Source organism: Paenibacillus sp. 1_12 (assembly GCF_900114475.1).
GTDB lineage: Bacteria > Bacillota > Bacilli > Paenibacillales > NBRC-103111 > Paenibacillus_S.
The window spans coordinates 76153-91238 of sequence record NZ_FOTE01000014.1 but is presented as its reverse complement, the minus strand read 5'-3'; the positions used below and the strand labels follow the sequence as shown (position 1 = coordinate 91238).

The following is a 15086-nucleotide window of genomic DNA, read 5'->3' as shown; positions in this document are numbered from 1 at the left end:
TGAATATGATGAAGATTGTACTTCATTACTATGATTATGATGATAGATCCCGTTTATAATTCAATGTCCTGCTATCCTGGATAGCTTTTGAAAAAATCGATGAAGTAGGCCCCGTATTTGAAAAATTTGGCTTCCCCGACACCCTTGATCTTCAGCATAGCTGCCGGATTCGTCGGTTTGATTCCGCACATCTCCCGAAGTGTACTATCCGGAAATACGATGTAAGGTGGGATGCCCTCCCTTTTCGCAATCGTCATGCGCAGCTGCCGCAGCTCGTCGAACAGATCAGCCTCGACCTCGCGGGCCACAGGAGCCTGTCGAATGCGCATTTTTTGCTCAACCCGCTCCTCGCCTGCCAAGACTGCTTGTGCTTTAGCGTGTAAACGGAGTACTGGGAATTTGCCATCGGTAATAAGCAAATAGCCCTCAGCTACAAGCAGCTGGATCAGATCGACAATTTCTTTTTCCGTGCGTTCCTTCAGCAGTCCATAGGTTGTCAGGCTATCAAAGCCCATCTCCAATACTTTCTTATTGCGCGAGCCCTTCAGCACTGATGCAACCGTAGTCGCACCGAAGCGTTCCTTCATCCGCCGTACACAAGAAAAGATCTTTTGGGCTTCTATCGTAATGTCCGTCATTTGCCGTTCGGTACTGCAGGAGCTGCACCGACCACAATCCTCGCCCTCATCACCGAAATAGCGCACAATATAACGCTGCAGGCATTGTGAGGTGTGGCAGTAATCCGCCATCTGCTGGAGTCGACGATACTCCTGAGCCTGCCGCTCCGGATCACCAATCGACTGCTCGATCAAAAACTTCTGAATGTGAATGTCCTGTGGGCTGAACAGCAGCATGCACTCGCTCGGTTCACCGTCACGTCCCGCACGTCCAGCCTCCTGGTAATAAGCCTCCATATTTTTCGGCATATTGTAATGGATGACATAGCGTACGTTTGATTTATCGATACCCATTCCGAATGCGTTGCTAGCTACCATAACGCGAATTTCATCATACAGGAATTGCTCCTGAGCCTCGGCTCGTTCTTTATCGGTCATCCCTGCATGATATTTGCCAACCGGAATTCGCTGCTTGCGCAGCAGCTCGTATAAATTGTCAACTTCCTTGCGTGTTGCCGCATAAATAATGCCGACCTCATCCTCATGCTCATGAATATAGCCAAGCAGCACATCCCGCTTGTTCTCGCCTTTGATAACCGACAAGGCCAAATTTTCACGCGCAAAGCCAGTCACGAACACTTCGGGCGTACGCAGCTGCAGGTGCTTGACGATGTCTTCACGTACCTGATCCGTAGCCGTAGCTGTAAAGGCAGCGACAATCGGCCGCTTCGGCAGCAGCGTAACGAGCCGGCTGATTGCCATGTAGCTTGGGCGAAAATCATGGCCCCATTGCGAGACACAATGCGCCTCATCTATGGCAACCATCGGCACCTCCAGATTGGCGAGCAGCTCGATAAAACGTTCCGATTCCAGCCGCTCTGGCGCTACATATAGCAGCTTGTACTCGCCAAGGCGTGCCTTTCGAATACGTGTCTCCACCTGGGCGTACGAAAGTGAACTGTTAATGTAAGCTGCCGATACCCCGATGCTGTCCAAGCCATCGACCTGATCCTTCATCAGTGAAATCAACGGGGATACAACTATCGTTGTCCCCTCTAGCAGCATAGCTGGAACTTGATAGCAGATCGACTTCCCACCGCCTGTTGGCATAATGCCAAGCGTATCCTGTTTATTTAGAATACTGGAAATCACTTGTTTTTGCCCGTCACGGAAGGAACCGTAGCCGTAATATGTCTTCAGCAGCGTTTCCGCCTGCTCCATCGTGCCTATCACATCATGTTCCCCCTTGCTTCATAAGCTCTTTAAGCCGTCCTCTACGCATATCACCGATTGCAGCGCACGTCTGGATACGATGGGCTCTCCATCCCACAGTACTTCTGTCTTTGCTTTGCGACTCAGCACCTCCGGCTCCTCCAATAGTACAAGGAAGTTTTTGGTTGGAAGCTCGCCTAATCCGTGCTTGGCCGACAGCTTGTCCAGATAGGGCCGCATGTCCTCATGCTGACCCGACATATTGCCGCCTATCTCCGAAAATGCGTACAATGCGCTTGCTACTGGCACTCTTTTAACCCGATAATGCTCAACCGCTCTTAAAAAGAAATCCCAATCCCAATAATGATACATCTCTTCATCAAAACATCCTAACCGCTCATGCATCGCCGCACGATACAAACAGCCTGACGAGACGAAAGTTGAGAACCTGCGCATCGCCGCTACATCATGCTCATAAGCAAATACGAACCGTTTTGTCGCCCGTCGTGTCCGCTTTTCCACGATATAATCAAAGATCTCCACATCCGAATAGACCATATCAAAGCCTTCAATTTCCTTCAACATCCGCTCGATATGTGTTGGCAGCAGCAGATCATCATCGTCGCACAGCAGAATATATTCACCATGAACCAGCGTAAGACCAAGGTTTCGAGCATGAACATGCTTGGAATTGCGCTCCATATTGACGATATTCAACTCCAGCTCGGGATAGAGTGTACGCAGAAAATCAACCGGTTCTCCTGCATCATTCACGATAATAATTTGCAAATGACGATAGGTCTGTCTCCACAAGGACTCCACCAGCTCACTAACGTAATCTGCTCGATTATACGTTGGAATAATGACAGATATGAGCGGCGTTCCTTCTTTAGAATGATGCCTGTCCAACCCTTCCATCCTGCCTATCTCCTCCCCAAATGGTACAGTTCCATACAAAGCCGCTACTCCCAAGATACCAAAAATTCAGCGAAAAGGGAAACCATTCCCGCTCTCATCCGTATAATGTCTATTTAAACCAAAAGGATTTGTGTCGCTTGTGTCGAATTGTGTTTAGATGTATAAATTAGGTGTACGGGAGGAAATGCACGATGGCATGGAAACCAATTTATGAGAGCGAGCAGTTATCGCTAATTGTGGACGATGATAAGCAAGTGGCTATGCTTGAGGTGAGCAGCGGCGGGTTCGTCCCAAGTTATATAACATTTCACTGGAGCGAACAGGAGTTGGCCGAGATCATCCAAGCTCTACAAAATGCCCAACAGGAGCTTAAAGGTAACCGTGCATAAGCCGAATCGTACTACTTATAGTTTCAGTCAGGAGGAATATCGAGATGCTTAGGTTAAAAAGCTTACATTGGATATCTATGGGTCTATGTCTGTACATGATGCTGCTTACACCCTTAACGGCTAGTGCCCAGAACAACCCGCAGATACCCATCTATATATCGCAGGAAAAGCAGCAATGGGAGCAGCAGCCTTTTATTTTACAGGGTAATACCATGGTGCCCATGCGTGCCTTATTCGAAAAGCTTGGTTACACCGTATCTTGGGATATGGACAAGCAGATGGCAACAGCAACCAAGGGTGGACTCACCATTATGTTAACCATTAATAAAGCAACCGCAATCGTGAATAAAACGACTTACCTTCTTGAGGTGTCTCCGGTTATACAGGGCGGCAGCACCTTCATGCCCTTGCGATTTGTCAGTGAAGCCGCAGGAGCTGATGTGGCTTGGGATGAAACCGAACGCTCGGTGCAAATCAGCTTTGATAGCACACCGCAAAAGAGGATCCGAAAGCTGATTGAAAGTGTCACACAAAGCAGCAGCTTCGTTCAACGCGTCGTTACCCTTACAGCTGGTGATGGAATCAAAAAGAACGATATGATCATTAAGGATATCGTGATGAGCAGTGACAACAGCTCCGCCAAAATCAAATTCGAAGCTGGCTTCACCGTTTCCAAGGCTATCAAAACGACCTACGGGGTTACGATCTCACCTGCCGAATCTGTCGTTTATGAGTTCACCTGCGATGTATTTAAAGACTCCTATGATCAATGGATTCTCCAGACTCAACCCGATGCAATGCCCTATGAGCAAAAGGAAAAGAAGCCCTTTATGCAATAAGCAGCTTGGAGCAGCATAAGAAGGCACCGCAGATGATGAACGTCTCCGGTGCCTTTTACATATTTTACTTCCCTAACTCCTTGGCTCCCGGCTCTCTATGAGCTGCGGCGCAGCTTCATATCCTGATACGATTCCCAGGCAACCTCGATCAGTCTATACATGATATAACTGCCCAGATAAGCGCCGCTCGCCAGAAAGCGCTCATCGGCAAACAGCTTATGGATTGTCGTCATCATCACTTCTTGATCACGATTAATTTCATAAATGTTTACTGCGGCCATAATCCCGATCACCCAGCCACTGACGATAGCCAGCATATCGAAGCTAAGCCCAACTCCGTAGCCACGATTCCATTTGACTGTCGAGAACATAAATATTGGGATCACAATGACTGCTGCTCCTATTAAAAACGCCATAGCCAAACCACCTCCACCTGTTCAGTATCGGATGATTTGGTACAATTATACGGTTAGCTCCCCACACATATACGGATATTTCATAGCTACCAGTTGCGTAAAAAAGCGGGATCTCTTTCTCTTCCCACAAGCAAACAGACCCTATTTGCGTGAAATAGAGTCTGTTTTACTTTAAGTATATCGCAGATTGAAACCGTTTCTTATTGATCTCCACGGATAGGTAAATATAAAGTAAAGGCGCTTCCTTCACTCTCCCTACTGTCTACGCTTAAACTGCCTCCTAGCAGTTCTGTCATCGCGCGGCTGATCGACAATCCTAATCCGGTTCCTCCATACTTACGGCTGATAGAACCGTCTGCCTGCTGGAATGCTTCAAAAATCGCTGCTTGCACGCTTTCCTTGATCCCAATCCCTGTATCACAAACCGTAAAAGCAATCCATTCTCCGGCAGTATCATCATTCGAACATACCGCCTTGCGGATATCGAGCAGCACACGACCTACGGCCGTAAATTTAAAGGCATTGGACAACAGGTTTCGAAGAATTTGCTGCAGTCGTAGTGCATCTGTACGAATGACTGCCGGGACATCGGGTGCCATGTAAATCGTAAAATCCAGTCCCTTTTGCTCGGCAATATGGCGGAAATGGAACTGCAGCACATACGCAATTTCACTGACGATAACATCCTCAGCCATTATCTCCATCCGGCCGGCTTCAACCTTAGACAAATCCAGAATATCATCGATCAGCTGCAGCAGTTCCTGTCCAGAGCCATTAATGATCTCGGCGTAATCAGCGGTTTCATGCTCCTCTTTGCGCTTCTCTTCATCACGAATCATCTGGGATAATGAAATAATGCTATTCAATGGCGTTCGCAGCTCATGGGACATATTCACCAAAAACTCCGATTTGTATTGGGATGCCAGCAGCAGTTGCTTCGCCTTATGCTCAACATCCAAACGCGTCTGTAACAATTCGTCTGTCTGTCTTTGAAGCGACGAATTTGCGACTTGAATATCTACGACTCTGCGTCTTTCAACTTGAAAATCATACAGCATAAACGCGAAAAAAAAGCTTAGCAGCAAGCTGACTGGAAACGTCAACGGAAACGTAACCGAGAAATACTGAAATGCCGGAATCACACCTAGCATCCCGATATTGATACAATACACCACATTTACGGTAATAATCACGATCATCATCTTCGTTAGGTAGCTCCAACATACCCGTTTCATCATAATATTCATCAGCATACATAGTAAACCTAATATGAGAATGTTCCAGAAACCAGCCCAGGCTGCTTCGCTTAATCCGAAAGATAGTCTGGCAGCTCCAATCCCGGCTCCAATGATCAGCAGCGTTATAGGCTGGGAGTAAGCCAACGTGCATATAATGAGAGGCATAAATCGCAAATCGAATATTGTATCTTGCCCGATATTAAGTCCAAAGATCATCGTTGCCCAGCCGGCTCCAATTGCTGCCAGCACAGACAGTCCATATTTTAAAGATCCCGAGGCTTCTGCAAGCACATATTTATGAACAAGCATCGCCATATAGGCGAGCGTGGTGAGTATACAAATATTAATAAAGAACACCTTGGTAAATTCCATTCTACCTTGTTACCTCCGTCATTTACGAATATACCATGGCCCCAGTATACCATATTGGAGCGTGCCTGCCTCTTCCCGCAGGGTCCATGAGTATATTCTTGCAGACTTGCTTTCCCAGATGCTGTCTGTTAGGATAAAACAAGAACATACATTCCCTTTTATAGAGGTGATTCTCTAAAATGTCTACAACCGAACCTTCCAAAGTCCGTTATGAGCCGCTTCAGGCCAAAACCATACTCAATCCGGTTAAAGCTCCGTCTATGCCATTCGACTGGTCCATTAATCCGTATCGCGGCTGCCAGCATGGCTGCAGCTTTTGCTATGCGCGCTCGACCCACTCCTTCCTTGGCATTGCGGCAGATGACACGTTTCAGAACCATATTTTCATGAAATCAGATGCCCCAGCTGTGCTCAGAGCACAAATTGAAAAACGCCTGCGCGGCAGCAAACGAGCTGTCGAATGGGAGCCGATTGCTATCGGCACGGCTACTGATCCTTATCAGCAAATCGAAAGCAAGGCCATGCTGACTCGCGGCTGTCTCGAGGTATTGGCTGAGTTTCAAATTCCTGTATCGATTACTACACGCTCTCCTTTAATCCTAAGAGATCTTGATCTGCTGCGTAAGCTTCCCATTATTTCCATTAACATAAGTATCAGCACCCAGAGCAACACGATCTGGCGGCAGTTTGAGCCGTCAACTCCGTCTCCTGTCAAGCGCCTGCAAACGGTCGAGAGACTGTCTTCCGAGGGAATACCCACTGGCGTTTTCGTCGCTCCGATCCTGCCCTATATAACCGACGATGAGACAGAATTACAAGAGCTGATTGCTGCAGCAGCACGAGCAGGGGCGCAGTTCATCATGCCTTCTTATTTGCGACTAAGCACTTCTTCAGTCAAGGTATGGTTCTTTCAAACCCTTCGGCAGCATTATCCGCAGCTGGCCGAGCGTTACGCACAGCTATATCACAGCTCTGCCTACGCGCCTTCCTCTTACCGCGATCCGATTATGCGCAAGATTGATACCTGGCTTCTGAAGCATAAGCTGAACAATCATAAATTCACTCCGACCTCATCCAAAGCAGCTATGACTCCTGATAAAACCGCTGAATGTGCAGAACCCGTGCAATTGACATTATTTTGAATGCAAAGGATTGAAGGTTGAATCGATTGAATGTTAAATTTCAGCTTTACGCTTAGAGTTTGTTTGTAAAATTTGTTCAGAGAACACACCTTTATAAATTTCGTCATCCAAAAATTTTAAAATATTTTTCAGTTCTTTTTTATCGTTGGGGAAATGAATTTTATTTTTAACAGCGGTGATGGTCAACCCAAACGCTTGTGCTTTATGTTTAATTTCTGTCACCTTATACTTGTCGAGAATGCGGGATTCATCAATGACGGCGATTTTCCGCCGCACCCAGGAATCCGCGTTTATTTTAAAGATGCTGGCGTCTTCCACGTTAATTTTCGAGTGATTCATAAAGCTCTCCACATCTGTATCTGTGGCTTCTCGAAAATATTCGGAAAGGTCAAACACCTGGCGGGCGAAGAAGAAGGATGAGAAGCGAAGCTCATCGTTGACAACGACACAATCTACAACATCCGAAATACAAATACCGAACCGTTCCTCGACTGTAAAAGTATCTTGACTATGAAACAGACTAATGCCTTTCCTCGTTGTGATGTACTGCTCCTTGCGGAATTTTTGAAATGCAACCACAAGCTGCTCTTTCCCATTAAGGTTGGAATACCTGCCCGTAAAAATAGCTTTGATCACTGGCTGCTGCTTCGAATCAGGAATGAATGCCGCTACTCCGATAGGGTCTCTCAAGGCCTGTACAATTTGCGGACATAGCTTGAATCCAGGAATTACGAGCATTTCATCTAGCTCAGGCTTGTAGCCGCCGTCGAAAGTGATCGGCTGCTTATGGTTAACGAAAACAGAGGCAGCTTTGCTCAATAATGTTCCAATTTCCTTTTGAGCCTGCTGTGTGGTCTCGATTCGATAAACCTGTAGTGATTCATCCTCCTGCTGGAGCATAACAAAAAGAGACTGACTTTCAAACATTCATCTTCCCCCCGATCGATCAAGCAATAAGTATTCTGTAATCCGAATGACCGTTGTCAGCTCATCTTTATTGCGAATAGCCCTTTTGGATATGACCGTATAGCTGCCAATTCCATTCTCAGTCTCCACCTCATAAAAGTGATATCCCATACCATACAGCAGCGGATTTGCGGTTGGCGAATGAGCAAGAAGAAGTACCATTAACACGACAGCCGAAACGATGAGCGACATAAAAGGATTGATTTTATCCCATACGATACTGGTGAACGGCAATACATAGGAAAGCGCATATTGGATCATGATTTTATCATTGGGTGTGACTTTCTTCACTCTGACCGCTATCACAGCCAATCTGTTTTCCATCGCATAGAATGAAATCAATGCCAGTACAATGAGCAATACAGCGACCGACAGAAAGATAACTGGAATCGTATATGTCGATTTTCCCAATAACCAAGCAGCCGAAAAAGCGATTAATATAGGCGCACCGCTAGAGCACACCCATAATGCTTTATGTACATTGCCAATCATGCTACTCCCCCTCAATGGATATGCGGCAGATTCAACTTGACACTCTGATTCTACTTCTATATTACCATTTATTAGTAGTGGTAGACACTCCTGATCTCATGCAGAATAGACGCTCTCCAGATCGTATGCCGTTGTTGGATTCGTAATTGCAGCGCCACATACCGTATAATTAGGTATAGCGTTTGGTTGGTCCTGAGGAGGTTGATTGAGAATGAGAGATTTTAGAGCTCAGCTGGAAAAGTATGCTGAATTAGCTATAAAGGTAGGCTTAAATATACACGAGGGGCAGACACTCGTTGTTTTCGCCCCGATTGCAGCAGTTGATTTTGTAAGGACAATCGCACAAAAAGCCTATCAGGCGGGAGTATGGCAGGTCTTGGTGGAATGGGATGACGAGGCGCTGCGGCGGATCCGCTTTTTGCATGCACGGGATGAGTCCTTTCAGCAATTTCCAACCTGGAAAGCGGAGGGCTTTGCCGAAATGGCCCGTCAGGACGCGGCGTTCTTAACGGTATATGCTCCGAATCCCGAGCTGCTAAAGGATATCGATCCCGGCAAGATTGCGTTGGCCAGTAAAACACAGATGAATGAAATGAAGGAATATCGTACATTCCTTCAAGCGGGTAAAGTCAGCTGGTCGATCGTCTCGGTCCCAACGCCGTCGTGGGCTTCCAAAGTATTTCCGGAGCTGCCGACAGATGAAGCCATAAATAAATTGTGGGGATATATCTTTCAAGCCACACGTCTGGACCGCGAGGATCCGATTAGCGCTTGGGGGGAACATATACGGCAGCTTCAAGAACGTATGGCTTTCTTAAACAATAAAAATTACCGAAAGCTTTTTTACTCAGCTCCCGGTACCGATCTAACGGTCGAGCTTCCCGAATCGCATCAATGGGTTGCAGGTGGAGTTCATAACGAGCGAGGCGCTTTCTTCGTTCCGAATCTGCCGACCGAGGAAGTGTTCACACTGCCGTTAAAAGAGGGAGTTCATGGCACAGTGAGCAGTACGATGCCACTGAACGTAAACGGTAATTTGATTGACCGTTTTTCGCTGACCTTCGAGAAAGGCAGAATCGTCAATTTTACCGCAGAAGAAGGCTACGAAACGCTGAAGCAATTGATTGAAACCGATGAAGGCTCCCACTACCTGGGCGAAATTGCTCTGGTTCCTCATGGATCGCCGATTTCTGCGATGAACGTCATTTTCTACAATACAGCATTTGACGAAAATGCTTCCTCCCACTTGGCTATCGGCAGTGCCTATCCGCTCTGTATCCAGGAAGGTACGATGATGAGTAAGGAGGAACTCTCGGCTCACGGGGCCAACAGCAGCATGACCCATGTCGATTTTATGATCGGCTCTGCTGTGCTCGACATTGACGGCGAAACGGCCGATGGAATTCGGGAACCACTGTTTCGCCGCGGGGCATGGGTTTAAGGAATATGGCCTGATTTGGACATGCAGCAAAAACAGCCACTGGTTACGGGCACAGAAACCTTCCATGGCTGTTTCTTTTATTATGTGGGAGTGGAGATAGCTTATTGCTAATGCACTCTCAAACCTGACGAGCCTCCAAACGGCGTGCCAGCAGGGACAGTGCAAAGTTCACGATAAAATACATAACAGCGGCAAGAAGTAAAATCGGAACTACGAAATTGACATCCTGCCCGTTAATAATTTGGGCATTATGCATCAGCTCTCCAAGCGAAATCACGACGGCTAGCGACGTATCCTTTAACAATGAGATAAATTGACTGACCATCGGAGGCACCATACGACGCAAAGCTTGGGGTAATACGATGTAACGCAGCGTTTGTAAGTAAGTTAAACCTGACGAACGGGCCGCCTCGATTTGACCCTTATCAATCGAAATCAAACCACTGCGAACGATCTCCGAGATCATGGCAGCCTCAAACACAGTCAACGCGACAATCGCCGCATTCATTACACTTAGCTTAATTCCAACCTCCGGCAAAGCAAAGAAAGTGAAAAATATGATGAGCAGCAGCGGTAAATTACGGATGATTTCAACTACCGCTGCAGTCAGCTGAGAAATAACAGGGAGTTTCGTGTACCGAATCGTCCCTAAGAGACAGCCAATAATAAAGCTGAATATAATGGCAATAACCGCTACTTGTAAAGTAATTCCAAGCCCTGCAAGCATAAAATGAACATGCTCCCAAGTATAAGCACCGGTAAAGTTCATTTGCGTTCACCTCCATCGTACATCATCTATTTAATGGGATTTCGCTAATCTACGCTCCACATAAGCGAGTCCCAAGCTTAAAGGAATCGTAATGACCAGATAAAATAAGGCAACAAATATGTAAACACTGAACACCACAAATGTCTTAGTAGAGATCAGGTCAGCATAATACATCAAATCCAGGCCTGCGACGACACTAAGTACCGATGAATTTTTAACCAGATTCAAAAACTGGTTTCCAATCGGAGGAATGACGATTTTCATTGCCTGTGGCAGCACGATAAACCGCATCGTTTGTGCATAGGTTAGACCAGAAGCACGTGCCGCCTCCGTCTGCCCCTTTGGGACTGCCTGAATCCCTGCACGAACAGCTTCTGCAATAAAGACTGCGGTGTAAATCGTAAGGCCCAATGTTCCAGCAACGAAACCGCTCATCGGAACACCCAATGAGGAAGGGCCGAGAAAAAACAAAAAGACAATTAGAATGAGTGGAATATTACGGATAAATTCAACAAAAGCCGTACTGATCCAATTAAGTGGCTTCACCGGAGATATCCGCATAACGGCAAGTAGCGTGCCGAGAATAAAGCTGCCAACCAAGGCTATCAGGCTTACCTGAAGCGTATTCAAAAAGCCTTCCAGGTACATGCCCCAATACTTTACCAAAATGCTAAAGCTAAGGAATTTGTCCATCGTCCAGCCCCCTTCCTTGAAGCGAAATGGAATAGGATGAACAGCCATCCATTTAGGCCGCTCATCCTATCGCCAAACAACCTTTATTTACTTGGCTTTTCACCGATCCACTGCTCATACAGCTTATCGTAGTCTCCGCTTGCTTTCATTGCCTTAAGAAAGTCATTCACATAAGTAACGTAACCCGTATCGCCTTTTCGAATGGCCATCCCATACGGCTCATCTGTGAACGTCCCGCCCACTACCTGGTAATTTGGATCCTGCTTCACCATTCCATATAGAATTGCATTATCGGTTGTCAGCGTATCTCCCTGCCCGGCCTTCAAGGCTGTGAACGCATCCTGATAATTCTCAAATTCCAATACGGTTGCCTCTGGCGACTTGGCTCTAATATTATCTGTAGATGTGGAGCCTTTGACCGCCAGCACCTTCACGCCTTTTTTCACATCTGCCACACTTTGAATCGGACTGCCCTTTTTGACCAAGAGCGATTGTCCCGCTTTAAAATAAACATCGGAAAACTCTACCTCCTGCTTACGCTCCTCGGTAATCGTCATGGTTGCGATAATCATATCGATGTCACCGTTTTTCAACAGAGGAATTCGTGTCTTCGAGGTCACTTCCTTAAGCTCCAGCTTCGTCTCGTCACCGAGAATCTTTTTGGCTAATGCTTTGGCAATATCAATATCAAAACCTTCCACTTTGCCGCTTCCGGGGTCCTTCAAACCAAACAGCTTCGTATCATATTTGACGCCAACGACCAGCTTCCCGCGTTTTTGAATGTCATCCAATGTTTTGCTTCCTGTTGCTTTAGATTCGCCAGCCGGCGCAGTCGGTGCAGTCGGAGTCGAGCCTTGATTTGTTGGAATATCCGTCTTCGTTCCACAGCCTGTAATCACCATACCGGCCAAACCAAGCATTAATGTAAACGTCATCCAGCTCTTTTTCATCATCATTCCATAATCCCCCTTATTTCGTTAGTGATGTTGGAGTAATCGACTTAGGAAGAGCTGCGCCCGTTCTTCCTGAGGATTGGAGAAAAATTCGTTCGGTGATGCTTCCTCCACAATCTGCCCTTGGTCCATGAATACGACTCGATCTGCTACTTCACGAGCGAATCCCATCTCATGGGTAACTACAACCATCGTCATCCCTTCATGAACCAGACCTTTCATAACATCCAATACTTCCCCAATCATCTCAGGATCCAAAGCGGAGGTAGGCTCGTCAAACAACATAATTTGCGGTTTCATGGCAAGTCCTCTCGCAATAGCGACCCGCTGCTGCTGACCCCCGGATAACTGAGATGGAAATGAATTCGCCTTCTCAGGTATACCCACTTTGTCCAAGTAATGCATTGCCGTTTGCAATGCTTCCTGCTTGCTGACTCCTGTCACCTTGATCGGTGCGAGCGTTATATTATCAATAACGGTCATATGGGGATATAGATTAAAATGCTGAAACACCATCCCAATATGTCGTCTCAGCTTATTGACATCTGCCCGTTTGTCATGCAACTGGGTTTCATTCACAATTAATTGTCCGTCGGTGATCGTTTCCAGCCGATTGATACAGCGAAGCAACGTGCTTTTACCTGAGCCTGACGGCCCTATAATCACAACGACCTCTCCTGCTTCTATAGATAAGTTAATTTCCTTCAACACTTGAAATTTTCCATAATGCTTGTTTACATTACGAAATTCAATCATTGTACACCCCCATCCTTGTGAATATCTACTACAAACTTAAAACCTATTACCACAATTGGAGTTTTATGACACATTAAGCAAAAATAATAGCTTAATGATGCAACAACCAGTACCTGTAAGCCTTTATTTAATGTCCATAAAAACAATCCGAAGCAGATTTGGACACCCCTATCATGTTGATCGTCCACGCCTCCTCCCTATGAATAACATAATTTATACAGAGAGGAGTGATAGCCATGAACTATAAGACAAGACGTGCCGGAACAACAAGAACTAGAAGATGCGATAACTTCTGTGCAAATGTATGCAGCCAATTCAGCAGTGGTCGCGGTCGCTGTGTAAGAGATTGTCTCGATTGTCGGCGGCGCGCAGTAAAAAAACGCCATCCCCGAGTTTCACCTATCAGACAAATTCCATGCGGCTGTAGATAACAATTATCGGTTCATCCGCTTTTGTAAAGGTGGCTCACGTTTATCTGCAGCTATCTGTCTAAAGCTATCTGGACATCGATTAGACTAACTTATGTTCGTTGTTATGGTAACAAGCAAAGGAGCCTATCCGTGTTTGGGATAAGCTCCTTTACTTCATTTGAATGCATCTGATGTAAAATCTCTAGCTACTTAGATGACTCTTGAATTGTCAATAACCGACAAAGCTCGTAAGTCTAAAGCTCCATATTTATACATACGAACAATCTTAACTACTCTGCTTGTATAAAGTACATTCTTTTATCACAACCTATTAGAGCGAATTGTCACTAGAAGCAGATTCAGGTAAACAAACAGTACTTTACAGGGAGGTTGCCATTCATGGCTCCAATGAATCCATCTTATCAGCAATTTTTACAGGACCAGCAAATGCAGCAGATGCAGCAGGCACAGCAAGCACAGCAAGCGTTAACCTCATCAGGTTTAAGTAATTTCACACAGCAAATCAGGCAAACCCAACAACAGTTGATGCAAGTTCAAGACGATCTACAGAAAGCTCAATCCCAAATCGATATCCAGCTCGATGCCCAAAAAAGACGTCTTTCTGAAACTCAACAGCGAATTGACCAAACGATTCAGCAAATGAACGGATTAATTCAAGCGTCCCAAACGAATACGCAAGCACAATCGTCATCGATGAATTCATATCCACAGCAATAGGAGACGAACCCTTACTAGTGCTGGCATTCAGCCAACTCGCTACTCGTCTACGGAACAAAAGCTGCTGGAAGGAAGTCGATATTGCACAAGTCTACGTTAGACTTCAATCAAGAAAAGCTCTTGATCGGAGCCCACACGACAAAGATACATCCGTGTATAGGAGGAAACTTTTTTCTTTCGAGATAAGGGTAGTTCAGCTTTGTGAAACATTTATTAATGCTCAAATAGGCGCTTTTGAGTTAACGACCGTAGTTAACTCAAAAGCGCCCTTTGCTTATTGCTTGGGTATGATTTATTGGCCAAGCTTTATATTTCATCCATTACGATTTGCTCCCACCCGTTTGTTGAACGACATGCGTCAGCTCGTGAGCCAACAATTCCTGGCCGCTTTGACTGCCGGGGTCATACTTCCCGTTTGCAAAAAATACGTCTTTGCCCTGTGTAAATGCCTGAGCTCCAATCGATTTGCTAATATCACCTGATTCTGAATCATTATGGATCGAAACATCCCCAAAATCAGCCCCAAAAGCCTGCTCCATGCCTGATAAGGTATTTCCATCCATTTTCGAACCGCTGCCGCTTTTGGCCTGTATACGCTGCTCAATGGAAGGCGTCACATCAAAACCATCACCAGCAGGTTTCATCTGCAGTTCTTCTTCCTCGAGCTCTCCACCTTCCGACTCGCGTTGGATCGATTCAACCGCTGGCTTCATCTGCAGCTCTTC

Annotated in this window: 16 protein-coding genes; 5 read left to right on the top strand and 11 right to left on the bottom strand. The window is 46.1% G+C overall.

Features of this window, described 5'->3' with window-relative positions; all coding sequences use genetic code 11:
* Positions 1 to 71 precede the first annotated feature (71 nt).
* Both recQ and BM210_RS24970 read right to left on the bottom strand, forming a co-directional pair.
* Entirely contained in the window at positions 72 to 1838 is a 1767-nt protein-coding gene (gene recQ, locus BM210_RS24975; RefSeq protein WP_091174845.1) for a DNA helicase RecQ, read from the bottom strand.
* A 30-nt stretch (positions 1839 to 1868) separates the two neighbouring features.
* Positions 1869 to 2747, bottom strand: coding sequence for a glycosyltransferase family 2 protein (locus tag BM210_RS24970; RefSeq protein WP_091174735.1), 879 nt, complete (start codon positions 2745 to 2747; stop codon positions 1869 to 1871).
* Between the two features lie 191 nt (positions 2748 to 2938).
* Here BM210_RS24970 and BM210_RS24965 point away from each other — a divergent pair, with 191 nt between their 5' ends.
* Positions 2939 to 3136, top strand: coding sequence for a hypothetical protein (locus BM210_RS24965; protein ID WP_091174734.1), 198 nt, complete (start codon positions 2939 to 2941; stop codon positions 3134 to 3136).
* Positions 3137 to 3180: 44 nt separating this feature from the next.
* Entirely contained in the window at positions 3181 to 3975 is a 795-nt protein-coding gene (locus BM210_RS24960; protein ID WP_091174732.1) for a copper amine oxidase N-terminal domain-containing protein, read from the top strand.
* A 95-nt stretch (positions 3976 to 4070) separates the two neighbouring features.
* Here BM210_RS24960 and BM210_RS24955 read toward each other — a convergent pair whose 3' ends face one another.
* Together BM210_RS24955 and BM210_RS24950 are read right to left on the bottom strand one after the other, a co-directional pair.
* Positions 4071 to 4391 (bottom strand): hypothetical protein, encoded by a 321-nt coding sequence (locus tag BM210_RS24955; RefSeq protein WP_091174731.1) that lies wholly within the window; start codon positions 4389 to 4391, stop codon positions 4071 to 4073.
* Positions 4392 to 4591: 200 nt separating this feature from the next.
* Positions 4592 to 6001: an ATP-binding protein gene (locus BM210_RS24950; protein ID WP_091174729.1), complete on the bottom strand. Its 1410-nt coding sequence runs from the start codon at positions 5999 to 6001 to the stop codon at positions 4592 to 4594.
* Positions 6002 to 6180: 179 nt separating this feature from the next.
* Between BM210_RS24950 and BM210_RS24945 the strand changes: the two genes are divergently transcribed.
* Positions 6181 to 7143 (top strand): SPL family radical SAM protein, encoded by a 963-nt coding sequence (locus BM210_RS24945; protein ID WP_091174727.1) that lies wholly within the window; start codon positions 6181 to 6183, stop codon positions 7141 to 7143.
* A gap of 33 nt (positions 7144 to 7176) precedes the next feature.
* Here BM210_RS24945 and BM210_RS24940 read toward each other — a convergent pair whose 3' ends face one another.
* Positions 7177 to 8070, bottom strand: a complete 894-nt coding sequence (locus tag BM210_RS24940; protein ID WP_091174726.1) for a Kiwa anti-phage protein KwaB-like domain-containing protein — start codon at positions 8068 to 8070, stop codon at positions 7177 to 7179.
* A complete protein-coding gene (locus tag BM210_RS24935; RefSeq protein WP_091174724.1) occupies positions 8071 to 8601 on the bottom strand; it encodes a hypothetical protein in 531 nt (176 codons plus the stop codon).
* Between the two features lie 211 nt (positions 8602 to 8812).
* On the opposite strand from BM210_RS24935, the gene BM210_RS24930 reads away from it, so the two are divergent.
* Positions 8813 to 10042: an aminopeptidase gene (locus BM210_RS24930; RefSeq protein WP_091174722.1), complete on the top strand. Its 1230-nt coding sequence runs from the start codon at positions 8813 to 8815 to the stop codon at positions 10040 to 10042.
* Positions 10043 to 10160: 118 nt separating this feature from the next.
* Here BM210_RS24930 and BM210_RS24925 read toward each other — a convergent pair whose 3' ends face one another.
* The 4 genes from BM210_RS24925 to BM210_RS24910 all read right to left on the bottom strand — a co-directional run bounded on the left by BM210_RS24925 (position 10161) and on the right by BM210_RS24910 (position 13213).
* Positions 10161 to 10811: an amino acid ABC transporter permease gene (locus tag BM210_RS24925; protein WP_091174720.1), complete on the bottom strand. Its 651-nt coding sequence runs from the start codon at positions 10809 to 10811 to the stop codon at positions 10161 to 10163.
* Between the two features lie 30 nt (positions 10812 to 10841).
* A complete protein-coding gene (locus BM210_RS24920; RefSeq protein WP_091174843.1) occupies positions 10842 to 11504 on the bottom strand; it encodes an amino acid ABC transporter permease in 663 nt (220 codons plus the stop codon).
* Between the two features lie 83 nt (positions 11505 to 11587).
* Positions 11588 to 12457, bottom strand: a complete 870-nt coding sequence (locus BM210_RS24915) for a transporter substrate-binding domain-containing protein (RefSeq protein WP_091174842.1) — start codon at positions 12455 to 12457, stop codon at positions 11588 to 11590.
* A 24-nt stretch (positions 12458 to 12481) separates the two neighbouring features.
* Positions 12482 to 13213 carry an amino acid ABC transporter ATP-binding protein gene (locus BM210_RS24910; RefSeq protein WP_091174719.1) on the bottom strand — a complete coding sequence of 244 codons (732 nt, stop codon included), beginning with the start codon at positions 13211 to 13213 and terminating at the stop codon, positions 12482 to 12484.
* Positions 13214 to 14022: 809 nt separating this feature from the next.
* Between BM210_RS24910 and BM210_RS24900 the strand changes: the two genes are divergently transcribed.
* The gene (locus tag BM210_RS24900; RefSeq protein ID WP_091174715.1) at positions 14023 to 14361 is read left to right on the top strand and encodes a hypothetical protein; all 339 of its coding nucleotides are present in this window, start codon (positions 14023 to 14025) and stop codon (positions 14359 to 14361) included.
* 320 nt (positions 14362 to 14681) lie between these two features.
* Here BM210_RS24900 and BM210_RS24895 read toward each other — a convergent pair.
* On the bottom strand, positions 14682 to 15086 hold a 405-nt coding region (locus tag BM210_RS24895), incomplete at its 5' end, for an eCIS core domain-containing protein (RefSeq protein WP_177237986.1).